Annotated in this window: 22 protein-coding genes; 3 read left to right on the plus strand and 19 right to left on the minus strand. The window is 71.5% G+C overall.

Features of this window, described 5'->3' with window-relative positions; translation table 11 throughout:
- Nucleotides 1-2: 2 nt before the first annotated feature.
- Nucleotides 3-1,319: a histidinol dehydrogenase gene (gene hisD / locus ACFQW6_RS07930; RefSeq protein WP_378543614.1), complete on the minus strand. Its 1,317-nt coding sequence runs from the start codon at nucleotides 1,317-1,319 to the stop codon at nucleotides 3-5.
- 84 nt (nucleotides 1,320-1,403) lie between these two features.
- Here hisD and ACFQW6_RS07935 point away from each other — a divergent pair, with 84 nt between their 5' ends.
- Nucleotides 1,404-2,069 carry an LON peptidase substrate-binding domain-containing protein gene (locus tag ACFQW6_RS07935; RefSeq protein ID WP_378543012.1) on the plus strand — a complete coding sequence of 222 codons (666 nt, stop codon included), beginning with the start codon at nucleotides 1,404-1,406 and terminating at the stop codon, nucleotides 2,067-2,069.
- A gap of 16 nt (nucleotides 2,070-2,085) precedes the next feature.
- Complete coding sequence (locus ACFQW6_RS07940; protein ID WP_378543014.1) at nucleotides 2,086-2,616, plus strand: aminoacyl-tRNA deacylase; 531 nt, start codon at nucleotides 2,086-2,088, stop codon at nucleotides 2,614-2,616.
- Between the two features lie 39 nt (nucleotides 2,617-2,655).
- Here ACFQW6_RS07940 and ACFQW6_RS07945 read toward each other — a convergent pair whose 3' ends face one another.
- The 4 genes from ACFQW6_RS07945 to ACFQW6_RS07960 form a co-directional block, all read right to left on the minus strand.
- Entirely contained in the window at nucleotides 2,656-4,308 is a 1,653-nt protein-coding gene (locus ACFQW6_RS07945) for a DUF3352 domain-containing protein (RefSeq protein ID WP_378543016.1), read from the minus strand.
- Nucleotides 4,309-4,376: 68 nt separating this feature from the next.
- Entirely contained in the window at nucleotides 4,377-4,955 is a 579-nt protein-coding gene (locus ACFQW6_RS07950) for a hypothetical protein (RefSeq protein ID WP_378543018.1), read from the minus strand.
- Entirely contained in the window at nucleotides 4,952-8,515 is a 3,564-nt protein-coding gene (gene dnaE / locus ACFQW6_RS07955; RefSeq protein ID WP_378543020.1) for a DNA polymerase III subunit alpha, read from the minus strand. The genes ACFQW6_RS07950 and dnaE overlap by 4 nt, the downstream gene beginning before the upstream one ends.
- Before the next feature lie 171 nt (nucleotides 8,516-8,686).
- On the minus strand, nucleotides 8,687-9,649 hold the full coding sequence (locus ACFQW6_RS07960) for a DUF2332 domain-containing protein (protein ID WP_378543022.1): 963 nt from the start codon (nucleotides 9,647-9,649) through the stop codon (nucleotides 8,687-8,689).
- 148 nt (nucleotides 9,650-9,797) lie between these two features.
- Between ACFQW6_RS07960 and ACFQW6_RS07965 the strand changes: the two genes are divergently transcribed.
- Nucleotides 9,798-10,913 (plus strand): ThuA domain-containing protein, encoded by a 1,116-nt coding sequence (locus tag ACFQW6_RS07965; protein WP_378543024.1) that lies wholly within the window; start codon nucleotides 9,798-9,800, stop codon nucleotides 10,911-10,913.
- A gap of 108 nt (nucleotides 10,914-11,021) precedes the next feature.
- Here the strand turns inward: ACFQW6_RS07965 and ACFQW6_RS07970 are convergent, their stop codons facing one another.
- The 14 genes from ACFQW6_RS07970 to ftsW all read right to left on the minus strand — a co-directional run bounded on the left by ACFQW6_RS07970 (nucleotide 11,022) and on the right by ftsW (nucleotide 23,539).
- Entirely contained in the window at nucleotides 11,022-11,720 is a 699-nt protein-coding gene (locus ACFQW6_RS07970; protein ID WP_378543026.1) for a GNAT family N-acetyltransferase, read from the minus strand.
- A complete protein-coding gene (locus tag ACFQW6_RS07975; RefSeq protein WP_378543028.1) occupies nucleotides 11,710-12,648 on the minus strand; it encodes an RluA family pseudouridine synthase in 939 nt (312 codons plus the stop codon). The genes ACFQW6_RS07970 and ACFQW6_RS07975 overlap by 11 nt, the downstream gene beginning before the upstream one ends.
- Entirely contained in the window at nucleotides 12,645-13,217 is a 573-nt protein-coding gene (gene lspA, locus ACFQW6_RS07980; protein ID WP_378543030.1) for a signal peptidase II, read from the minus strand. The genes ACFQW6_RS07975 and lspA overlap by 4 nt, the downstream gene beginning before the upstream one ends.
- Nucleotides 13,190-13,651, minus strand: a complete 462-nt coding sequence (locus ACFQW6_RS07985; RefSeq protein WP_378543617.1) for a TraR/DksA family transcriptional regulator — start codon at nucleotides 13,649-13,651, stop codon at nucleotides 13,190-13,192. The genes lspA and ACFQW6_RS07985 overlap by 28 nt, the downstream gene beginning before the upstream one ends.
- 621 nt (nucleotides 13,652-14,272) lie before the next feature.
- Entirely contained in the window at nucleotides 14,273-15,031 is a 759-nt protein-coding gene (locus ACFQW6_RS07990; protein ID WP_378543032.1) for a DivIVA domain-containing protein, read from the minus strand.
- Nucleotides 15,032-15,136: 105 nt separating this feature from the next.
- Entirely contained in the window at nucleotides 15,137-15,430 is a 294-nt protein-coding gene (locus ACFQW6_RS07995; RefSeq protein WP_191196913.1) for a YggT family protein, read from the minus strand.
- Between the two features lie 14 nt (nucleotides 15,431-15,444).
- Nucleotides 15,445-15,930, minus strand: a complete 486-nt coding sequence (locus ACFQW6_RS08000) for a cell division protein SepF (protein WP_378543034.1) — start codon at nucleotides 15,928-15,930, stop codon at nucleotides 15,445-15,447.
- A 61-nt stretch (nucleotides 15,931-15,991) separates the two neighbouring features.
- Nucleotides 15,992-16,705: a YggS family pyridoxal phosphate-dependent enzyme gene (locus ACFQW6_RS08005; protein ID WP_378543036.1), complete on the minus strand. Its 714-nt coding sequence runs from the start codon at nucleotides 16,703-16,705 to the stop codon at nucleotides 15,992-15,994.
- A complete protein-coding gene (locus ACFQW6_RS08010) occupies nucleotides 16,702-17,400 on the minus strand; it encodes a polyphenol oxidase family protein (protein ID WP_378543038.1) in 699 nt (232 codons plus the stop codon). The genes ACFQW6_RS08005 and ACFQW6_RS08010 overlap by 4 nt, the downstream gene beginning before the upstream one ends.
- Before the next feature lie 14 nt (nucleotides 17,401-17,414).
- Entirely contained in the window at nucleotides 17,415-18,656 is a 1,242-nt protein-coding gene (gene ftsZ / locus ACFQW6_RS08015; protein ID WP_378543040.1) for a cell division protein FtsZ, read from the minus strand.
- 232 nt (nucleotides 18,657-18,888) lie between these two features.
- Nucleotides 18,889-19,728, minus strand: coding sequence for a cell division protein FtsQ/DivIB (locus tag ACFQW6_RS08020; RefSeq protein ID WP_378543042.1), 840 nt, complete (start codon nucleotides 19,726-19,728; stop codon nucleotides 18,889-18,891).
- Entirely contained in the window at nucleotides 19,729-21,141 is a 1,413-nt protein-coding gene (murC, locus tag ACFQW6_RS08025; RefSeq protein ID WP_378543044.1) for a UDP-N-acetylmuramate--L-alanine ligase, read from the minus strand.
- A complete protein-coding gene (murG, locus tag ACFQW6_RS08030; RefSeq protein WP_378543046.1) occupies nucleotides 21,138-22,217 on the minus strand; it encodes an undecaprenyldiphospho-muramoylpentapeptide beta-N-acetylglucosaminyltransferase in 1,080 nt (359 codons plus the stop codon). The genes murC and murG overlap by 4 nt, the downstream gene beginning before the upstream one ends.
- A gap of 11 nt (nucleotides 22,218-22,228) precedes the next feature.
- The gene (gene ftsW, locus ACFQW6_RS08035) at nucleotides 22,229-23,539 is read right to left on the minus strand and encodes a putative lipid II flippase FtsW (RefSeq protein WP_378543048.1); all 1,311 of its coding nucleotides are present in this window, start codon (nucleotides 23,537-23,539) and stop codon (nucleotides 22,229-22,231) included.
- Nucleotides 23,540-23,559 lie beyond the last annotated feature (20 nt).

Raw genomic sequence — 23,559 nt, forward strand, 5'->3', positions numbered from 1 at the left:
GCTCACCTCTGTGACCGGTCGCTGTCGAACCGGACGCTGACCGCCTGGCCGTGGCCAGGGAGGTCCTCCGCCCCGGCCAGCGTCACGACGTGGTCGGCGACCTCGGCGAGCGCGTCGCGCGAGTAGTCGATGACGTGCACCGACTTCGTGAAGGCCCGCACGGAGAGACCGCTGGAGTGGCAGGCGCAGCCGGCTGTCGGCAGCACGTGGTTGGAGCCCGCGCAGTAGTCGCCCAGGGACACCGGCGACCACGGACCGACGAAGATCGCGCCGGCGTTGCGCACGCGTGCGGCGTGGGCAGCGGCGTCGCGGGTGACGATCTCGAGGTGCTCGGCGGCGTAGGCGTCGACGACGTCGACGCCCTGCTCCATGTCGTCGACCAGCACGATGCCGGACTGCCGCCCGCCCAGCGCGGTGCGGATGCGCTCGGTGTGACGGGTGGCGAAGACCTGCTTGTCGAGCTCGGCCTCGACCGCGTCGGCCAGCTCGAGCGAGTCGGTCACCAGCACGGACGCCGCCATCGGGTCGTGCTCGGCCTGGCTGACCATGTCGGCCGCGACGAACGCGGCGTCCGCGGTGTCGTCGGCCAGGATCGCGATCTCGGTGGGACCGGCCTCGGAGTCGATGCCGACGACCCCGCGCAACAGCCGCTTGGCGGCCGCGACGTAGATGTTGCCCGGACCGGTGACGAGGTCGACGCGCTCGCAGGGGCCGGCGCCGTAGGCGAACATGGCGATCGCCTGCGCGCCACCGACCGCGTACACCTCGTCGACGCCGAGCAGCTCGCAGGCCGCAAGGATCGTGGGCTCCGGCAGCCCGTCGCGGTTCTTCTGCGGCGGGCTCGCCAACGCGATCGAGCGCACCCCGGCGACCTGCGCGGGCACGACGTTCATCACGACGCTGCTCACCAGCGGGGCGAGCCCGCCGGGGACGTAGAGGCCGACGCGGTCGATCGGCACCTTGCGGTGCGTGACGGTGGCCCCGGGCGCGACCTCACTCGTGACGTCGCGCTCGAGCTCGGCCTCGCAGGTGGCGCGGAGGCGGCGGATCGACTCCTCGAGACCGGCCCGCACGGCCGGGTCCAGCCCCTCGAGCGCGGTCGTGAGGGCCTCGCGCGGCACCGCGATGTCGTCGCCCTCCACGCCGTCGAAGCGGGCGGAGAACTCGGTGATCGCCTCCACCCCGCGCGCCCGGACCGCGTCCAGGATCGGCTGCACCTGATGCGTGGCGGCCTCGACGTCGAACTCGGCGCGAGGCACGCTCGCGCGGTAGTCGACGGACGCCGCGTCGGCGCCCCTCAGGTCGATGCGACGGATCAGGGACATGCCCTGATTCTAGGTTCCCCCGCGGGTCGGGCCGAAGTCGCGGGCGTCGGGTGGACACCGGCCACTAGTGTCGTGGGTGTGAGCGACCCACTGCCGATGTTCCCGCTGAGCACCGTGGTGTTCCCGGGCATGAGCGTGCCGCTCCACGTCTTCGAGGACCGCTACCGGATGCTGGTGCGCCACCTCCTGGAGGAGGACGACCCGGCGCAACGGGTCTTCGGCACGGTCGCGATCCGCGAGGGCTACGAGGTCGGCGACCACGGCGCCCAGTCGGTCTACCGCGTCGGCTGCGTCCTGCAGCTGACCGAGTTCGACCGGCGCGACGACGGGACCTTCGACATCGTCGCCGTCGCCCGCGAGCGCCTGCTCCTCGAGGAGATGCAGCGGGGCAGCGACTACCCGCAGGGCCTCGCCGCCGTCCTCCCCGAGCCGGAGGTGCACGTGCCGTCCGAGGTGCTCGAACGGGCCCGCGCCACCTTCACCGCGTTCCGCGTGGCGATGACCGAGCTGCAGGGCGACCCCTACAGCGGCACGCTCCCCCGCGACCCCGACTACCTCGCGTGGACGCTGTCCGCCCTCGCACCGCTGCCCATGGCGGAGCGGCAGTCGCTGCTGGAGGCGGAGGACGCCACCGAGCGGCTCACGCTGGTGACCCGGATGCTGACCGAGGAGCTCCGGGCGATCAACGTCATCCCGTCGTTGCCGGCCACCCAGGTGGCCCGCACCGCCTGGTCCCCCAACTGACCCGCGGGCCTCGCTGATGGCGAAGAAGGCGCGCGGCGCCGGAGGTACGCCGGCCACGGTAGCGCTGTCCGCCGCGGGCATCGCCTTCGAGGTCCGCGCCTATGAGCACGACTCGCTGGTGACCGATCGGTCCCTGAGGAGGGCGTCCAACGCCCGTCACGAAGGGTACGGGCTCGAGGCGGCCGAGGCGCTCGACGTCGACCCCGCCCGGGTCTTCAAGACGCTGCTGGCGTCACTGGACGGCTCGCTCGTCGTCGGGATCGTCCCCGTCACGGGCCAGCTCGACCTCAAGGCGCTGGCGCGCGCCCTCGGCGGGAGCAAGGCGGTGATGGCGGAGGTGGCCGCCGCCGAGCGCGCCACCGGCTACGTCGCAGGCGGCATCTCGCCGGTCGGGCAGAAGCGGGCCCACCGCACGGTGCTCGACACGACTGCCCTCGACCACGACACCATCCTGGTCTCGGGCGGGCGGCGCGGCTTCGACATCGAGCTCGCGCCAGTGGACCTGGTGGCGATCACCGGAGCGGTGACCGCCACCATCGGTCGCTGACGACCGGCTCGACCCGGTCCCGCGAGGGGCGCGGACCGGTCAGTCGGTGGTAACCTTCACCAGTCCGTGGACGACCTCGTCGTCGACCCACCCACTGACGCCGAACGCCGACAGCGGCTCGAGGTTCTTGCTGACCTCCGGCGAGTCGCCGGTCAGGCGGACCAACCAGTCGTCGTCGGTGTCGAAGTTGACGAACATGACCGACTGGGCCTCGTCGGCCACGACCTCGGAGTAGGCAGCGCTGTCGCCCAGGCCGCCCCCACCCTCGAGGTCACCGCGGTAGCCCTCCTGCAGCGCCAGCACGGCGTAGCCGTCGCCCTCGGTGACCTGCATGAGCTCCGCCATCTCAGGGCCCGCCTGTGCGGCGATCTTGTCGAGGACGGCCTGGATCTCGTCGGCGTCACCGTCGATGCGGATGCCGAGCGGGACCTCACCCGGGCCGCCGTTGGCGACGGCGTCGGGGTCGAGGCCGCTGCCCATCGACACGGTCAGGCCCTTGCCGAGAAGCGTCTCGATGTCCTCGGGGAAGGCCAGGCCGGTCTCGGACTCGAGCTGCGCGAGCTGCTCGTCGATCGTCGCGCTCTCGTCGGGCAGGTTGCGCTTGACGTAGTCGAGCATCGCGCCGGCCCAGCCCTCCTCGAGGGACATGCCGAAGGCCGCGACGGTGTCGTCCGGCAGGCTGGCGACCATGTCGGCGCCGTTCTGGCTGTCGAGGAACTTCGTCATGTCCGGCTGGTAGTTCGACATGGCGTACTCGACCTCGACCGCGCCGTCGTCGAAGCGGACGGTCGCCGCCATGCCGTCGAAGTCGTCGATCATCCGCTGGAGCTCCTCGGGGACCTCCTCGGAGGGTGGCTCCTCGGCCATCCAGTTCTCGTCCTCCATCGCCGCGCCGGGCATGCCCATCATCCCCATGCCGCCCATGCCACCGAGCTCGTCGAGGTACTTGGTGACCCCCTTGCCGACGTACATCGACATGAAGCCGTCGTCGCCCGCCTCGCCGGTCCACTCCTCGAAGGAGGAGTTGGTCGCGAGCGTCGAGCCGTCGGCCGCGTCGACGACCTTCTGGGCGATCTCCGGGGTCTCTGCCACGACGATCCAGTCGCCGTCGACCACCCAGCCGCCGACGTCGCCCTCGGCGCCCTCGCCGGCCCCGCACGCGTCGACCAGCGCCGACAGACCGTCCTCGGCCTTGCCGGAGTCGGTGGTCTGCACGACCCCGACCGGGGTCGGCTCGTCCTCACCGAGGTCGACCACAGCCATCGCCGCGCGCGAGCCCAGCCACGGCTTGACGTCGGCGTCGTAGTCGAGGCCCTCGCACTCGCCCGAGGAGGTGAGCTCCTCGAAGAAGCGCTCGCGCAGGTCGTCGTCGGTCTGCAGGTCGACCTTGTCGGTGAACCCGGGGAACTTGCGCAACGTCTTGATGGCCTCGATCTTCTGGCCGCCGCTCGGGTCGAGGTCGACGCTGAAGTAGGCGACCGTCGAGGCGGGCAGCGCCTCAGCCGGCTGCGCGCCCGTGGAGAAGAAGCTGGTGGCCGCCCAGGCGCCACCCGCGACGACCGCACCGCCGGCGACGATCGCGCCCACCGCGATCAGTCGCTTCTTGTTGTCGTTGTCGGGCGCCGTCCGAGCCGGCCCCGATCCGTCGAGGTACTCAGGCCCGTCGGCCGGACCGCCCGGTGTCATGCTCATGTCGCTCTGCTCCCCCGTTGCACGGGTCCCGGCGTTGCCGGGACTGCCCACTTGCGGGCGGCGCAAGCCTACCCACGCGAACGCCGCGCGGACCCTCTGTTCCCCAAGAGATAGGTACCGAGCAGACCGGCCATCGCGCCGGCGGGCAGGACGACGAGTGCGGTGGAGTGCCACCGCACCCGCCCGTCGTCGGGGGCGGTCAGGCCGAGGTCGCCGGGCAGCGGGGTGTAGTCGGGCCGGCCGGCGGCCAACGCCTGCGGGTCCGGCGGTCCGAGCGCGGTGCCGACGGCGTACATCACGGCCGCGGCGATGACCGCCGAGACGAGCACCGCGACCACCGTGACGGTCTCGTGGCCGCGCCACAGCCCGACCAGCACGGCCAGCGCGAGGCCGAGCGGGAACGCGATGAGCACGTAGAGGGCGATGCCCTCGAAGGAGAAGTCGGGCCCGGCGGGCTCGAGGTACCAGCGGCCCTGGTAGGCCAGCCCCGTCGGGGCGTCCCACAGCCGCTCCCAGAGCACCCCACCGGCCGCGCCGCCGACGACGAAGAGCGCGAGCACCCACAGCACGCGACGCAGGATCCCCGAGACCTCGCCCGTCGAGCTGGTCGAGCCGTCGGGGCCGGCGGGCGCTGTCACGTCGCTCATCCCGTCAGGCAGCCTGGCCCCAGCAGCTGCTTGAGGTCGGCGAACAGGGCGGGGCTCGGGCTGACGCGCAGGTTGTCGTCGAGGCGAAGCACCTTGGTCGAGCTCCGGGTCAGCAGTCGCAGCTGCACCTCGGTCATGCCCGGGTGGGTGCCGAGGACGTCGCGCAGCTGGGCGACGACCGGCGGGGTGCACCGGGTCGACGGCAGGCTGATCACGACCGGTCCGGCCGGCCCCTGAGTGAGGTCGGGTGCCGTGACCTCCTGGGCGCGGAGCTCGGGCTGGTCCTTGTCACGTGAGAGCTGGCCCTTGATCCGGACGATGTTGTCCTCGACGAGCAGCGTCGAGGCCAGGGTGTAGGAGCTCGGGAAGAGGAGGACGTCGATCGCGCCGTCGAGGTCCTCGAGCGTGATCGTGGCCCACGGGTCGCCCCGCTTGGTGATCTTGCGCTGGACGGAGGTGATGAGGCCGCTGACGGTGAGCGTGGAGTTGTGGGCGCGCTCCTCGTCGAGCATCAGCTGGCCGATCGTGCAGTCGGTGCCCTGCGAGAGGACGTGCTCGAGGCCGAGCAGCGGGTGGTCGGAGACGTAGAGCCCGAGCATCTCCCGCTCGTGGCCGAGCAGGGTCATCTTGTCCCAGTCCTCGACGTCCGGGATCACGACGGTCGCACCAGCAGCTCCGACGTCGTCCGGCATCAGCATGTCGATGAGCGAGTCCTGCCCGCTCTCGTCGTCCTTCTTCGCCTGGACGTACTTCTCGACGGCGTCCTCGTGGATGATCGAGAGCGCCCGACGCCGGTGCTTCATGTCGTCGTAGGCGCCGGCCTTGATCAGCGAGTCCACGACCCGCTTGTTGCAGACCAACGCCGGGACCTTGTCCATGAAGTCGTTGAAGTCGGTGTAGCGGCCCTTCTCCTCGCGGGCGCTGACGATCCGGTCGACGACGTTGCTGCCGACGTTGCGCACCGCGGTGAGGCCGAACCGGATGTCGTTGCCCACCGGGGTGAAGTTGGCGTGCGACTCGTTGACGTCGGGCGGCAGGACCTGGATCTTCATGCGCCGACACTCGTTGAGGTAGATCGCCATCTTGTCCTTGTCGTCCTTGACGGACGTGAGGAGCGCGGCCATGTACTCGGCCGGGTAGTTGGCCTTGAGGTAGGCCGTCCAGTAGGTGATGACGCCGTAGGCGGCGGAGTGCGACTTGTTGAAGGCGTAGTCGGAGAACGGGAGCAGGATCTCCCACAGCTTGTCGATCGCGACCTGGGGGAAGTTGCGCTCGAGCATGCCGGCCTGGAAGCCGGCGTACTGCTTGTCGAGCTCCTCCTTCTTCTTCTTGCCCATCGCGCGGCGGAGGTTGTCGGCGGCGCCCAGGGTGAAGCCGGCGAGCACCTGGGCGATCGCCATCACCTGCTCCTGGTAGACGATCAGGCCGTAGGTCTCCCCCAGGACGGGCTCGAGTGCCTCGGCGAGCGCGGGGTGGATCGGCTCGATCGCCTCGCGGCCGTTCTTCCGGCGGGCGTACTTGTTGTGGGAGTCGGCACCCATCGGACCGGGGCGGTAGAGCGCGCTGACGGCGGTGATGTCGGCGAAGGCGTCGGGCTGCAGGGAGCGCAGCAGCGCGCGCATGCCCGAGCCGTCGAGCTGGAACACGCCGAGCGTGTCGCCGCGGCCCATCAGCTCGTAGGTCGCCCGGTCGTCGAAGGGCAGCTCCTCCAGCACGACCGTCTCGTCGCGGTTGACCTGGATGTTGGACAGCGCGTCCTCGAGGATCCGGAGGTTGGACAGGCCGAGGAAGTCCATCTTGACGAGCCCCAGCGACTCGCACATCGGGTAGTCGAACTGGGTGATGATGGCGCCGTCCTGCGGTCGGGCCATGATCGGGACGACGTCGATGATGGGCTCGCTCGACATGATCACGCCGGCGGCGTGCACGCCCCAGTTGCGGATCTGGCCCTCGAGGCCGAGCGCCGTGTGGAAGATCGTGCGCACGTCGGGGTCGGAGTCGTGCAGGGCGCGGAACTCGCCACCCTCGTTGTAGCGCTTGTGCTGCGGGTCGAAGATGTCCTTGAGCGCGACGCCCTTGCCCATCACGTCGGCGGGCAGCGCCTTGGTGATGCGGTCGGAGATCGCGAAGCCGTGGTCGAGGACGCGCGCCGCGTCCTTGATGGCGGCCTTGGCCTTGAGCCGGCCGAAGGTCGCGATCTGGGCGACCCGCTCGGTCCCGTACTTCTCGGTGACGTACTTGATGACCTCGCCGCGACGGGCGTCGTCGAAGTCGATGTCGAAGTCGGGCATCGAGGGGCGCTCGGGGTTGAGGAACCGCTCGAAGAACAGGCCGTGCTCGAGCGGGCACAGGTCGGTGATGCTCAAGGCGTAGGCGGCGATCGACCCCGCTCCGGAGCCACGACCCGGGCCGACGCGGATGCCGTTGGCCTTGGACCACTGGATGAAGTCGGCGACCACGAGGTAGTAGCCGCAGTAGCCCTTCTGCGAGATGACGCCGAGCTCCATCTCGACCCGGTCCTTGACCTCCTGGGTCAGTCGGTCGCCGGGGTAGCGAGCCTCGATGCCCCGCCACACCTCCTTGCGGAACCAGCTCTCCTCGGTCTCGCTCTCGGGGACGTCGGCGCGGGCCATGTAGCCACCGGTGGACTCGACGAACTCCACGTTGCACCGCTCGGCGATCTCGAGGGTGTTGTCGCAGCCGTCGGGGACCTCGGCCCACAGCTCACGCATCTCGGCCGCGGACTTGATGTAGTAGCCGCCGCCGTCGAACTTGAGCCGGTTGGTGTCGGCCAGCCGCTTGCCGGAGGCGACGCAGATGAGGGCGTCCTGGCCGTCGGCGTCCTCGGGGTTGGTGTAGTGGGTGTCGTTGGTGACGATGGTCGGCAGGCCGAGCGTCGCGGCGATCTTGCGCAGGTCCTCGCGGGTGGCCCGCTCGGCGGCGATGCCGTGGTCCATCAGCTCGAGGTAGAAGTTGTCCTTGCCGAAGATGTCCTGGAACTCCCCGGCAGCGCGGAGCGCCTCGTCGTACTGCCCGAGCGTCAGCCGGGTCTGGATCTCACCGGACAGGCACCCGGTGCTGGCGATGATGCCCTTGGAGAAGCGCTGGAGCAGCTCGCGGTCCATCCGGGGCTTGTAGTAGTAGCCCTCGAGGCTGGCGAGGCTCGCGAGCCGGAAGAGGTTGTGCATGCCCTCCGTGGTCTCCGCCCACATCGTCATGTGGGTGTAGGCGCCACCGCCGGCGACGTCCTTGCCGCCCTCCTCGGCGAGGTCGCCCTGGCCCCAGCGGACCCGGCGGCGCTCGCCGCGCATGGTGCCGGGGGTGAGGTAGGCCTCGATGCCGATGATCGGCTTGACGCCGTGCTGCTTGGCCCGCCGGTAGAAGTCGTAGGCGCCGTGGAGGTTGCCGTGGTCGGTCATCGCGATCGCCGGCATGCCGAGCTCGCTGGTCCGGGCGAACAGGCCGTCGAGCAACGACGCCCCGTCGAGCATCGAGTACTCGGTGTGCACGTGCAGGTGCACGAAGTTGCCCGCGGAGCTGGAGGAGGAGCCGGACGACATGGAGGAGACTTCCGCGCCTTTCAGGGGTCGCTGACGGTGTCACAGGTGGGGCAGGTGCTGGCTGCGCAGCGGGCATCCAGAAGGAGGGGGAAGAGCAGTCAGCCTACGTCAGTGTGCCCGGCCCCACCGACAGGACACTCGACCCGATCCGCGCCGCGGCGGGTGCCACGCTCAGAGCCAGTCGATGGCGTGCCCGTGCCCGTGGCTGTACGCCACCGCGGTGCCGTCGAGCGCGGTCACGAACCGCCCGGAGGGCACCTCCAGCCCGCCGGTGACGCGGGGCAGGACCCGCCTCCCCTCGTTGCTGATCCACCGACAGCGGCCCTCGGCCACGAGCCTTGCCATGAGGTCGTGGAACCGCTCGCGGTCCGGCTCCTCGAGGTAGGCGATCACCGCCGAGTGCAGGACGACCGGCGTGCCGTGGGGCGCCGCCTCGTCGACGAGGTCGGCGACGTGGTCGAGCAGGTCGCCCTGCCGGATTGCCGGTGGCTCCCGGCGAGCGACGTCGACGGCGGCGCGCAACCGCTCCCGGCGCTCGTCCTGCTCCGGCCAGACCAGGTTCTCCAGCCACGCCATCGCGTCGGGGTCCGCGACGTCGAGCGGGTTGAGGTCGACACCGCCGCGCCAGACGACGTGCGGGTGGGTGCCGGGGACGGGAAGGTCGCCGGACGCCCGAGCGCTCAGCAGCGGACCGCCGCTCCCCCGCAGTCCGCCCAGGGGCCGCCACTCGTAGTCGTAGCGGTCGGGGAAGAGGCAGAGACCGGCGCTGGCCCCGACCTCGATCAGGGACAGCGGTCCCTCGACGAGCCCGAGGACCGGGACGAGGACCGCGAGACGGCCGACCTCGTTGGTCTGGGTCGCCCGCTCCATGACGGTGGTGCGGACGGCCGGCTCCTGCTCGAGCAGCACGGCACGCAGGGCGTCGTACGACGCCGGGGCCGGGGCACCGTGCCACCGGGCGGCGGCGAAGACCAGGTTGGGCTGGCGCTTGAGGGTCGGCAGCGTGCCCAGCCAGGCCAGCACCTCCTCGTCGTCGGCGACGCCGAGAGCCCACTCCTGGAAGCACGGCGAGTCACCCGCCGCGTAGGTCGCGAAGTCGCGGTACTCGGCCACCACGTCGTCGTAGAGCAGCACCCCGCCATCATGCTCGGCCCGCCCGGTCCGCGTCCCTCGGTCCGGACGAGGGCGTTGACCTCAGTGACGTGGGTCACATACCGTTCAGCTCGTCCATTTGTTTGGCTTCCAAACAAACAAACTCCCCCCATCATGCGAAGGACGACCCATGAGGAAACCGCTCAGCCTGCTCACCACCGGCCTCGCGGCCGGCGCCCTGCTCCTGACCGGAGCCAGCTACGCCTCCGCCGGAGCCGAGGCCGATCCAGCCACCAGCGCCGCCGCGACTGCGGAGCCCTACAAGGTGCTGGTCGTCGGCAAGACGCTCGGCTTCCGCCACTCCCACATCGACGACACCACCAACGCCGTCATCAAGCTCGGCCAGGAGCACGGCTTCACCGTCGACGTCTGGGACCCGGTGCAGACCACGCTCACGCTGCCCTCGACGCCGTTCACCACGGCCGAGAGCCTCGGTCAGTACGCCACCATCCTGTTCGCATCGCCGGTCGACGCCACGAACAACCTCGACCCGGCGCGCCCGCGCCTGCTCAACGACACCGAGCTCGCGGCGTTCCAGGGCTACATCCGCGCGGGCGGCGGCTACGTCGGCCTGCACGCGGCGACCGACTCGATGCACACCGTGCCGTGGTACAGCGAGCTGACCGGTGGCGGCGCCCGCTTCCGCAACCACCCGGCCCAGCAGACCGCGACCATGCGCGTGGAGAGCCCGACGCACCCGTCGACGGAGATGTTGCCGAAGGAGTGGATCCGCTTCGACGAGTGGTACAACTTCACCGCCAACCCGCGCGAGGACGTGCACGTCCTGCTCACCCTGGACGAGTCGACCTACAACCCGGGCAGCGGCGCGATGGGTGCCGACCACCCGATCGCCTGGTGCCACAACTTCGAGGGCGGCCGCTCCTGGTACGAGGGCGCCGGTCACGTGGACGCGGCCTACACCGACCCGCTGTTCCTCGACCACCTGCTCGGCGGCATCGAGTGGACCGCGGGCGTCGTGGAGGGTGGCGGCAACTGCGTGACCTTCCCGGAGGTCGAGGAGATCACCGCCGACCTGAGCGACGGGGGCAACCGCAACGCCAAGCTCAGCGCCGAGGTGGCAGACGCCCTGGCCGCGGCGGAGGCTGCTGCTGACGAGGGTGACCACGCCGCTGCCGCGCACATCCTCAAGAAGGCCAAGGGCAAGGCGCACGGGCTGCAGGACGAGACCCTCGTCGACAAGCTCGCCGACCTCGTCGACTGGCAGGGAGGCCTCGTCGGCTGGTGACCACCGCCCGGCTGCACCAACTGACACACCAGTGACCGACGACCGGCCACGCCCCACCCCCGGGCGTGGCCGGTCGTCGTGGGTGTTGAGCGGGTGATCAGCGCGTGGTCAGCGCGACGCGTCGAGCGACACGGTGATGATGACGTCGACGATGCGGGCCACCCGCTCCGCCCCCAGCTCGGGCACCACCTGAGCCACCCGTTCGGCGATCTCCGCCTCGCGCACGGGATCACGCTCGGCCGACGGCTTCACCGCCTGCACTGCCCGGGTCAGCGCCGTACGACGCGCGAGCACGTCGCCGAGCACCAGGTCGGTCTCGTCGATCAGGCCGCGCAGGAAGGCCAGCGGGTCGGCGCCGGGCCACGCCACCCGGATGTCCGGCGCGCCCTCCTCGTTGGCCGAGCCGTCGGTGCGCTCGAGCTCGAGGCAGCCGTGCCGGCCGTAGAACGCGCGCGCCGGCACGTTGGACTCGAAGACCCACAAGCAGAAGCCCGCCGGGCGCGTCGACGCGACGAGCTCGAACAGCGCGGTGCCGACACCCTGGCCCTGGTGGTCGGGGTGGACGTAGAGGTCGTCGAGCCAGGTCGACGTCCAGCGGGCGTAGCCGACGGGCTCGCCGCCGCGCTCGGCCACCCAGACGTCGTACGCCGACAGGTCCCAGCCGGCGACCCACGCCCGCGCCTCGTGGTCGGGGTGCACGGGCGGCGGGAAGGAGTCACCGGCCTGGCGCCGAGCGGCGAGATGGAGCTCGGCGACGGCCGGGAGGTCGTCGGTCGTGACGGGACGGAGCGTCAGCTCAGTCTTCATCGCGGATGACGTCGAGCGCGTGCGCGAGGTCGTCGGGGTGCGTGGACTCGTAGGTGACGTAGTCACCGGTCTCGGGGTGCTCGAAGCCGAGGCGCATGGCGTGCAGCCACTGCCGCTCGAGACCGAGCCGCTTGGCCAGGGTGGGGTCGGCCCCGTAGGTCAGGTCGCCCACGCAGGGGTGCTTCAGCGCGCTCATGTGCACGCGGATCTGGTGGGTGCGCCCGGTCTCCAGGTGGACCTCCAGCAGGCTGGCGAACCGGTGCGCCTCGAGCGTCTCGTAGTGGGTGACGCTGTGCCGGCCGTCCGCCATCACGGCGAACTTGTAGTCGTGGTGCGGGTGACGGCCGATGGGCGCGTCGACGGTGCCGGCGAGCGGGTCGGGGTGGCCCTGGACGAGCGCGTGGTAGGTCTTGTCGACCGTGCGGTGGCGGAAGGCGTTCTTCAGCACCGAGTAGGCGTGCTCGGACTTGCAGATGACCATCACGCCGCTGGTGCCGACGTCGAGGCGCTGCACGATCCCCTGCCGCTCGCTCGCCCCGCTGGTGGAGATGCGGAAGCCCGCGCCGGCGAGGTGACCGACCACGGTGGGACCGGTCCAGCCCGGCGAGGGGTGCACGGCTACGCCGACCGGCTTGTCGATCACCACGATGGCGTCGTCGTCGTGGATGATCCGGATGCCCTCCACGATCTCGGGCTTCACCTCGAGCGGGTCGCGCTCGGCCGGGATCGTCACGTCGAGCATCGCACCGGCGTCGACCCGGTCGCTCTTGCCGACGGCCGAGCCGTCGACGTGCACCAGGCCCTGGGCGATCAGGTCGGCGGCCTTGGTGCGGGACAGGCCGAACATCCGTGCCATCGCGGCGTCGACGCGCTCCCCGGCCAGGCCGTCGGGGACGAGGACCGTGCGCTGCTCGGCGTGGGTGGTCACGCCGCCTCGCGCCCGGATCCGCGCTCGGAGTCACGGGTGCCGTCGAGGGCGATCCCGCGGAACGTCTGCAGGATGATCACTCCGGCGGCGATGTTGATGCAGACGTCGGCGATGTTGAAGACCGGCCAGTTGGGCAGCATCAGGAAGTCGACGACGTGGCCGTGGAACGCCTCCGGCTCGCGCACGATGCGGTCGGTGAGATTTCCGGCAACGCCACCCAGCAGCAGGCCGAGGGCCAGCGCCCAGCCGGTGCTGCGGATCCGGCGGCTCAACCACAGCACGACCACGACCGCCACCATTGCCAGGCAGGTGAAGACGATGGTGAAGTCGGTGCCCGTGCTGAACGCCGCCCCCGGGTTGAACGTCAGGTGGAAGGTCAGCCAGTCACCGAGCACGGGGATGTCGCCGTCGGCCAGCTCGGACAGCGCCCACTGCTTGCTGGCGAGGTCGAGCCCGTAGGCAACGAGGGCGACGGCCGCGAACACCAGCCGCGCATCCACGCGGGGTCGGGCCGGGACGTGATCGACCTGGTCGCTGTGGTTCAGCGACGCTCCTCGCGCTGCTTGCATGACATGCACAGTGTGGCATGCGGCACCGCCATCAACCGATTCTTGCCCACGGGGTTGCCGCAGGAGTCGCAGACGCCGTAGGAGCCGTCGTCGATGTGGGCCAGGGCCCGCTCGATCTGCGCCAGCGTCTCCCGCTCGCGGGCCAGGACGGTCAGCTCGTGGTCGCGCTCGAAGCTGGTCGCCCCGACGTCGGCCTGGTCGTGACCGGCCCCGTCGCCGGCGTCGCGCATCAGGCCCGCCAGCTCCTGCTCGGACTCACCCACGATGGCGGTGAGGCGGTCGCGGTGCTCCTTGAGCTCCTTCACGACCTCGTTGAGCTCGCCGCGGGTCCACGGGTCCTCGCCATCGAGCACCACGAGGGTGGAGGGGGTGGCCTTGCGTACCTTCTTCGCCGGCGCAGCCTTCTTGGCAGGCGTCGGAGCAGCCTTCGTCACGGGCGCAGCCTTCTTCGTCGGAGGGGAGGTGGTCGATGCAGTCTTCGTGGGCGCGGTCTTCTTCGCGGCGGCCTTGGCGGCCGGGGCCTTCGTCGCCTGGGTCGCCGCAGGAGTCGCCTTCTTGGCGGGGGCCTTCTTGGTCGCGAGAGCCTTCTTGGCGGGAGCCTTCTTTGCTGCAGCCTTGGTGGCCGGCGCCTTCTTGGTGGCGGGTGCCTTCGTGGCAGGAGCCTTGGTGGCGGGCGCCTTCTTCGCGGGAGCGGCCTTCTTGGCTGGCGCCGCCTTGGCCGGGGCCTTCTTGGCGGGCGTGGCCGCCGCCGTCTTCTTCGTCGCGGCCTTCTTGGCGGTGCTCTTCGTCGCCGGAGCCTTCGTGGCCGTGGGCCCGTCCGCGGCACGCCCGCGACCGATCACCCGCTTCGCAGCGGCGGCCGCGGTGCCGGCCAGGGACTTGCGCGTGGTGCCAGCCATCTCCGAGGGCCTCCAGCATCCGTCAGGTGTGTGGCGGGAACCACACGGTGCAGGGAGGCTAGCCGGTGCACCCTGACGAACCAACCTCGGCTCGCCGAAATGCGAGAACGACCACCCCGAGGGGCGGCCGTTCTCGTCACGCGTGGAGCCAGGTGGTCAGTTCTCGTCGTCACCCAGCACGGAGCGCAGGCGCTTCGGCGCGTTGCCGCTGTCGACGGGAGCCTGCGTCTCGCCGCCGCTGGCAAGTGCCTCCAGCTGCTGCGTGAAGTAGGTCTTCAGGCGGGAGCGGTACTCGCGCTCGAACTGGCGGAGGGTCTCGACGTCGCTGTTGAGCTTGTCGCGCTCCTTCTCCAGGTCGCCGAACATCTGCTGGCGGCGCTCGGCGGTCTCCGAGTCGAGCATCTGCGAACGCTGGCGGGCGTCGGCCTCCATGCGGTCGGCCTTGGTCTTGGACTCGGCCTCGACGCGCTCGGCCTTGGTGCGTGCGGCACCGACGATGCGGTCGGCCTCGTTCTTGGCGTCCTCGACGAGCTCGTCGGCGTTGCGCGTCGCGATCTCGAGGAGGCGGGCGGCGGCGTTGGACGCCTCCGGCACGGTCGACACGCGCAGCGTCTGCATCGGCGCGGCGGCGACGGGTGCCGGCGCAGCCCGCTCCGGCTCCGGCTCGGGCTCGGGCTCGGGCTCCGGCTCAGGAGCGGCGGGAGCGAACGACGCAGGCGCGGGGGCCGACGTCGACGCATCACCGGACTGTGCGGCGGACAGCTTGGCCCGCAGGTCTTCGTTCTCCTTGGTGAGCCGGGCGAGTTCGGCCTCGACCTCGTCGAGGAACTGGTCCACCTCGCCCATGTCGTAGCCCTCACGGAGGCGGACAGGCGTAAAGCGCTTGTTGCTCACGTCCTCAGGCGTCAGCGGCATGACCTCACCCAAACTTTCACGATCGAATATCACGGTGGCTCTGCTGTCAGGAGACAATAGCGCCCGGGAGGCCACCGGGCACAGTGACCCGTGTGACGGATGGTTCTAGAGGCCGAAGATGGTGGCGACCACGTTGAGCAGCAGCCATGCTCCCACCATCACCAGCAGGAAGCTCAGGTCGAGCGCGACCTGGCCGATCCGCAGCGGTGGCACCACGCGACGCAGCGCCACGATCGGCGGGTCGGTGGCGGAGTAGACGCCCTCTAGGGCGACGAGCAGCGGACCCCTGGGCTCCCAGCGGCGGGCGAACACCTGGACCCAGTCGACGACGAATCGCACCCACAGCAGCGCTATGAAGAGCAGCAGGATGACGTAGAGGACCTGACCGAAGGCTTGCACGAGACGAGTATGGGTCAGCTCTGGTTGAAGAAGCCGTCCTCGGCCATCCGCTCCTTGTCCTCGGCCGAGATCGCCACGTTGGGCGGCGAGAGCAGGAAGACCTTGTTGGTGACGCGCTCGATGGAGCCGCGGGTGGCGAAGATCAGGCCGGCGGCGAAGTCGACCAGACGCTTGGCGTCGTTGTCGTCCATCTCGCTGAGGTTCATGATCACGGGCGTGCCGTCGCGGTAGTTCTCGCCGACGAGTCGCGCCTCGTTGTAGTTGCGGGGGTGCAGGGTGGTGATGCGGCTCAACTCGGCCACGACTCCTGTCTGGACCGGGGCCGGACGACGGCGCTCGGCGAGGTCGGACACGGGGGCAGGGCGACGCTCGCGCTGGACCGGACGCTGGTCGACAGCCTCCTGGGTCGAGGTCTCGGCGTCGCCTTCGTAGTCGTCGTAGTGGCCGGTGTCCTCGAGCAGGCCGAGGTACTCGCCGATCTTGCGCATCGCGCCGCTCATGAGACTGTTCCTCCGCTAGACCCGGCACCCGGGACCGGGTGCCTGTTGACTGTTCTGGACATTACTGGACCGTGGGCCTCTCACCGAGGACCGCGGAGCCGACACGCACGTGTGTCGCACCGTGCCGGACGGCCGCCTCGAGGTCGCCGCTCATCCCTGCGGACAGCGTGGTGGCCTCCGGGTGGTCGCGGACGAACGACTCGCGGACGTCCGCGAGCCGGGCGAAGGCGACGTCGGGCTCCTCCCCGAGCGGCGCGACGGCCATCAGGCCGCGCAGTCGGAGCATGCCCGCCTCCTCGACGCGCCGTGCCAGGTCGTCGAGGTCGTCGGGGTCCGCCCCCGACCGGTGGTCGGCGCCCGGTGGGTCGAGGCTGACCTGGAGCAGCACGTCGACCCCCTCCGACCCAGGGTGGCCGCGGGAGTGGGCGCCCCGCGCCAGCGGGGCGACCAGCTTGGCGCGGTCGACCGACTCGACGACGTCGGCGTAGGCCGCGACGGCCGCCGCCTTGTTGGACTGGAGCCCCCCGATGAAGTGCCACCGCAGGCCGAGGTCTGCGCACTCGGCGGCCTTCTCCTCGGCTTCCTGGTGGCGGTTCTCCCCGACGTCCGTGACGCCGAGGTCGGCGAGCAGGCGGACGTCGGAGGCGGGGAAGAACTTGGTGACGACGACGAGGGACACGTCGTCCTCGGGCCGCCCCGCCTCGGCGCACGCCGCGGCGATGCGCCGGCGTACGACGTCGAGGTTGGCGGCGAGCACGTCCGCGCGCGCGGTCATCGGTGGCTCCAGATGACGCCGGCGAACCGGGTCGCCGCACCACCGTCGCGACGGTAGGACGGCCAGGAGGCGTCCTCGCGCGTGCAGGCGTCGATGGTGCGTACGTCGACGATGCCCGCGGCGGTGAGCTGGGCGCGGACTCCCGCGCCCAGGTCGAGCCCCGGCGTTCCCCACGAGGTGGTGGAGCGCGCCGCGGGGACCGCGTCGGCGACCTGCTCCTGCAGGTCGGCGGGCACCTCGTAGCAGGCGCCGCAGACGTGGGGTCCGATCCAGGCGACCGTCGGGTCGCCGCCCCGCTCGCGGACGGCGGCGACGGCTGCCGGGACCACTCCCCCGGCGAGTCCCGGCCTGCCGCTGTGCACGGCCGCGATCCACCCGGTGGCGGGGTCGGCCAGCAGGACCGGGACGCAGTCGGCGGCCCTGGCCAGGAGGGCGACGCCGGGCCGTGAGGCGACGAGGGCGTCGCACGACCGCGCGCGCCCCGCATCCTCGACGGACTCGACGGACGCGACGTCGGCGCCGTGCACCTGGTGCATCAGCACCGGTGCCGCCCCGGTCTCCCGCGCCACCTGCGCCAGCGCGTCGGCGCGCACCGCATCGTCCGCGGCGTCGCCGAGGCTCAGGGAGACGTCGGTGAAGGCGACCTCGATCACGAGGTCGCCTTCGATCCGATCACGGTGGTGCAGCAGCGGCACGATCCTGCGTCAGCTCACTTCAGGAAGTCGGGCACGTCGAGGTCGTCGTCCTCGAACTGCACCTGACGAGCCGGCCGCGAGGGGGCAGGCTGCTGGGTGGACTGCTGGGCCTGCTGCGCCGGCGCCTGGGTGGACTGCTGCGGCTGTGACGGCGCGAACGTCGTGGTGGCCGGACGGTCGGACGTCGACTCGCTGCGCGGCTGCACGGGGGCCCTGGTCGCGATCTGCTGGGCCGCGGCGCGGGTCTCGTCCTGGCTCTGGGCCGGCTGGCCCTGGCGCAGCACGTTGCCGTCGGAGCGACGCTTGGGCATGCCGCCGTCGAAGCCGGCGGCGATCACCGTCACCCGCACCTCGTCGCCCAGGGCGTCGTCGATGGTCGCGCCGAAGATGATGTTGGCCTCGGCGTGGGCGGCCTGGGAGACGAGCGCGGCGGCCTCGTTGATCTCGAAGAGACCGAGGTCGGAGCCACCGGCGATGGAGAGCAGCACGCCGTGCGCGCCCTCGATGCTGGCCTCGAGCAGCGGGCTCGAGACCGCCATCTCCGCGGCGGCGACCGCACGGTCCTCGCCGCGGGCCGAGCCGATGCCCATGAGGGCCGAGCCGGCGTTGGCCATGACCGACTTCACGTCGGCGAAGTCGAGGTTGATCAGGCCGGGGGTCGTGATCAGGTCGGTGATTCCCGAGACACCCTGGAGCAGCACCTGGTCGGCCTGCTTGAAGGCGTCGAGGATCGACACGCTGCGGTCGGTGATCGAGAGCAGCCGGTCGTTGGGGATCACGATGAGGGTGTCGACCTCCTCGCGGAGCTGGCTGATGCCCTCCTCGGCGGAGTTGGCGCGTCGTCGGCCCTCGAAGGCGAACGGTCGCGTCACGACGCCGATGGTCAGCGCGCCCAGCGAGCGGGCGATGCGGGCCACGACGGGCGCGCCGCCGGTGCCGGTGCCGCCTCCCTCGCCGGCGGTCACGAAGACCATGTCGGCGCCCTTGATGACCTCCTCGATCTCGTCCGCGTGGTCCTCGGCGGCCTTCGCCCCGACATCGGGGTTGGCGCCGGCACCGAGGCCGCGGGTGAGCTCGCGGCCGATGTCGAGCTTGACGTCGGCGTCGCTCATGAGGAGTGCCTGGGCGTCGGTGTTGATCGCGATGAACTCGACGCCCTTGAGGCCGACCTCGATCATCCGGTTGACGGCGTTGACGCCGCCACCACCGATGCCCACGACCTTGATGATCGCCAGGTAGTTCTGCGCTGCTGCCACGGCTCCGGGGCCTTCCTTGTGTGGGTCTGTGAAGTCTGGGGATGGACGGTGGTCGACACCCTCGGTGGCCCGCCGGAACCCTAACCGTGAGCCTGAGGGTTATAGTTATGTCAACCCCGCCTTTCGCCAGACACTAGGCACCGATGGACGTGAATCCCCGGCGGACACGCCCACGCGTCGCGTGTCGGCAAAGAATTTCTGGCGGTGCGTCGCCGGACGTCCCGTGGGCGCCTCAGGGCGTGGCGCGGTAGGTCGGGTTCCCCGGGACGCTCACGTCGTAGTACGGCGCCTGCTGGGCGGCCAGCAGCTTGTCGACCACCTGCGCCTTCAGCTCCGACTCCTCCGCACTCCCCCACAGCACCTCGCGCTGGTCACGCATGACGAGGGTGATCTGGTCCACGGTGGCGACCTCGACGTGGTCCACGCGGGTGACCAGGTCGTCGGGCAGCGCCGACACGACGGTGGCGGCCTCGCGCAGCGCGTCGGTCCCGGCGTTCGCACCCGGGCGGATGAGCGGCATCGCCTTGGGGACGGCCTTGTAGTCGCGGAACACCACGCCGTCGGCGTCGAGGCCGCGCAGCCTGCCGGCCAGCTCGACCGCGGCCACGGCGGTGCGCTCGACGACCGCGATGCGTACGACGTCGGGCCAGGTGCGGGTGACGTCGACGGACTCCACCTCGGCGAGCGACCCCACGCGGGCGTCCGCGCGACCGAGGTCGACGAGGGCGAGCTGGTCGCCGACCGGCACGTCGGCCACCTCACGGAGGCGGGCGTCGCTCAGCAGGCTGTTGCCGACCACCTCGACGCGCTTGACCTGCAGGGTCGTCGAGAAGAACACCAGGTAGATCGACGTGCCGAGCAGCGCGAGGACCAGCAGGAGGCCCAGGACGTAGCGCAGCGACAGCCAGCGGCGGGCCCACTGCCGGCGGGCGAAACGACGACGGGTCCGGCGCGTCGCCGCAGCCACCTTGCCCGTGTCGTCCGCGCCAGACGTGCCCTGCCCGCCGTCGCGGCCGATGCTCGTGACGCCGGTCGCCACGCGGTCGCCCTGCTCCGGTGCCTCGGGATCCACTCAGTCACCCCCGAGCAGGTCGAGCACCCGCGGCCCGACGCCGGTGATGTCGCCCGCCCCCAGCGTGATGACGAGGTCGCCCGGGCGCGCGCGCTCGGCCAGCGCCTGGGCGGCGGCGCCCAGCCCGTCGACGTACGTCACGTGCTGGACCGGGAGGGGGACGGCGTCGGCGACGAGCAGGCCCGTCACCTCGGGGTCGGGGTCCTCGCGGGCGACGTAGACGTCGAGCACGACGACCTCGTCGGCCGCGCCGAGCTCGCGGCCCATCGCCTCGCCGAAGATGCGGGTGCGCGAGACGAGGTGCGGCTGGAAGGCGGCGACGACGCGACCGTCGCCGGCGAGCGCGCGGGCCGCCTCGAGGTCGCCCCGGATCTCGACGGGGTGGTGGGCGTAGGAGTCGTAGACGCGCACGCCGTCGACCTCGCCCTTGAGCTCCATCCGGCGTCCGGTGCCGGTGAAGCCGCCGAGGCCCTCGGCGAGGGCGTCGTAGGGCAGGCCGAGACGCAGCCCCATCGCGAGGGCGGCGACGGCGTCGAGGACGTAGTGGCGACCGGGGATGCGCAGCAGCAGCTCCCCGAGGTCGTCGGCGCCGCGGCTGACCCGGCACGTCGAGGTGGAGCCGTCGAGCGTGAGGTCGTGGATGCGCAGGTCGGCGGCCGCCGACTCGCCCACCGTCACCACGTCGAGGCCCCGCTCGCGCGCCAGCGCTGCGAGTTGTGCGGCACCGGGGTCGTCGACGACGCAGACGAGGAAGCCGTGGCGGTCGATCGTGTCGGCGAAGTCCTCGAAGGCCTGGTGGTAGGCCTCCTCCGTGCCCCAGTTGTCGAGGTGGTCGGCCTCGACGTTGGTGACGATCGCCGCGTGGGGGCGGTAGTGCAGGAAGGCGCCGTCGCTCTCGTCGGCCTCGGCGACGAACAGGTCGTCGGCACCGGCGTCGGCATTGCGCCCGGTGGCGCTCAGCACGCCCCCGACGGCGTACGACGGATCGACGCCCGCCGCGAGCAGCGCCGAGGTGAGCAGACCCGTGGTCGTCGTCTTGCCGTGGGTGCCGGCAACGGCGAGGACGCGGGAGCCGGTCATGACCGCCGCGAGCCCGGCGGAGCGGGGCAGGATCCGCAGGCCGCGTCGCCGCGCCTCGAGGACCTCGGGGTTGTCCTCACGGGCGGCGGTCGTCACGACGAGGGTGTCGGCGTCACCGAGGTGGGCGGCGTCGTAGCCGAGGTGGCAGGTCACCCCCAGCTCGCGCAGAGCGGGCAGGAAGGGGGTGTCGTGGTCGTCGCTGCCGCTGACCACGAGGCCGCGCCGGGCCATGATCCGGGCGATCGCGGAGATGCCTGCGCCGCCGATGCCGACGCAGTGGACGCGCCCGAGCTCGGCGGCGGGCAGCACCTCGTCGGGGACCGGGATCCTCATGCTGGCGAGGCCCCTGCGTCGAGGACCATCCGGGCCAGCTTCTCGTCGGCGTCGAGCGGGATCACGCCGGTCGCCGCGGCCCCCATGGTCGCGAGCCGTGCGCTGTCGTTGAGCAGGCCCGGGACGCTGGCCGCCACCCACTCCGGGGTCAGCGCCGCGTCGGCGACCAGCAGCCCGCCGCCGGCGTCGACGACGGGGCGCGCGTTGAGCGCCTGCTCGCCGTTGCCGATGGGCAGCGGGACGTAGATCGCCGGGAGGCCGACGCCGGAGACCTCGGTGACGGTGTTGCTGCCCGAGCGGCAGAGCACCGCGTCGGCGGCGGCGTAGGCGAGGTCCATCCGGTCGACGTAGTTGAGCACGACGTAGGGCACCTCACCCGACGCGATAGTGAGCTCGTGCTTGGGTCCGACGACGTGGAGCACCTGCACGCCCGCCGCGGCCAGGGCAGGCGCTGCCCCGGAGACGGCTGCGTTGATGCGGGCGGCTCCCTGCGAGCCGCCGGTGACCAGGAGCGTCGGCAGGTCCTCGCGCAGGCCGAACGTGGCCAGGGCCTCGGGCCGCAGCGCGTCGCGGTCCATCGTCGAGATGAGCCGGCGGATCGGCAGGCCCGTGCACACCGCGCGCGGCAGGTCGGTGGCGGGGAAGCTCGTGGCGACCCGGGTCGTCATGCGGGCGCCCAGCTTGTTGGCGATGCCGGGGATCGCGTTGCCCTCGTGGACCACGATCGGCACGCCGCGCTTGCGGGCGGCGAGGTAGGCGGGGACGGAGACGTAGCCGCCGAACCCGACGACGACGTCGGGACGCACCCGGTCCACCACCTCGAGCGCGGCCGCGCGCGCGGCGCGCAACCGGGTCGGCGTACGCAGCAGGTCGGGGCCGGGACGACGCGGGAGCGGGACGCGCGGCACGATCTCGAGCGGCAGGCCGGCCTCGGGGACGAGGCGGGCCTCGAGCCCCTCGCGGGTGCCGAGGCAGACGACCTCGGTCGCCGGGTCGAGCCGGCGCAGGGCGTCGGCGGTGGCGAGCAGGGGCGAGGTGTGGCCGGCGGAGCCGCCGCCGGCGAGAAGTACGCGCATCGGGGGCAAATCTAGCGAGCGGGACCCGCGGAGAGTCCGGCGGAGCGGTTGCGACGGCGTGCCGCGAGGGCGGCTGCAGCCTCCGGCTCACGGCGCGCGAAGCCGATCACCAGCCCGAGGCCCACGAGCGAGGGCAGCAGGGCCGACCCGCCGTAGGACACGATCGGGAGCGGGATGCCGATGACCGGCAGGACGGCGAGCACCATGCCGACGTTGATCATCATCTGGCCGAGCAGCCAGACCACGATGCCGAAGGTCGCGTAGCGGACGAAGGGGTCCTCGGTGCTGAGGGCGACGCGGACCGCGGCGTAGGCGATGGTGAAGAACAGCCCGACGACCAGCAGCGTCCCGACGAGACCGAGCTCCTCGCCGAGGACGGCGAAGATGAAGTCGGTGTGGGCCTCGGGCAGGTCACCCCACTTCTGCGTGGACGCGCCGATGCCCTGACCGAACCAGCCGCCGCTGGACAGGGCGTAGAGCCCGTGGGCCGGCTGCCAGCCCGCGTCGGTGTAGTCCTTGAAGGGGTCGGTGAAGTGGGTGATGCGCTCGAGCCGCTCGGGGTCGGTGGCGGCCAGCGCGACCGCGGCGACGCCGAGCACCGAGAGGCTGAGCCCGAAGAGCCGTAGCGGCGCCCCGACGACCCACAGCATCCCGAGCAGGATGGCCGCCAGGACCATCGCGGTGCCGAGGTCGCGGCCGACCAGCACGAGGGCGATGACGGCGAACAACCCGGGCACCACCGGCACGAGCAGGTGGTGCAGCTCGCGCAGGCGCCGCTCCTTGTGGGCGTAGATGTTGGCGGCCCAGAGCACGATGGCGAGCTTGGCGATCTCGGCGGGCTGGATGTTGACCGGACCGAGCGCGAGCCAGTTCTTGTTGCCGTTGATCAGCACGCCGAAGCGGGCGACGAGGCCGAGCAGCACGAGGGCCACCAGGAACCCCGGGTAGGCGAGCCGGCGGACGTGGCGCACGGGGATCCGGGACGCGACCCACGCCGCGGGCACACCCAGCACGACCCACATCAGCTGGCGCTTCACCACGGCGTAGGAGTCGTCGTAGGTGAGGTAGGAGCGCACGCTCGACGCGCTCAGCACCATGATCACGCCGATGGTGAGGAGCAGGGCCGACGACCCGAGCAACAGGTAGTAGGACGCCAGCGGCTTGTCGAGAGCCTCGCGGACCGAGCGCCAGCCGGCGGCGAGACCCGATCCCAGCGGCGCACGCCCGACCTGCGCCGCCGTGCCGCGCGCGTCAGCCTGCGTCTCCGGCGCCGGCCCCGTGCCGACCTCCAGCCCCACTCCTCCGGGGTTCGCGGTGGTCATCCGTCGCGGCTCCCCTCAGG

This window comes from Nocardioides sp. GCM10028917 (genome assembly GCF_042666175.1).
Lineage (GTDB): Bacteria > Actinomycetota > Actinomycetes > Propionibacteriales > Nocardioidaceae > Nocardioides.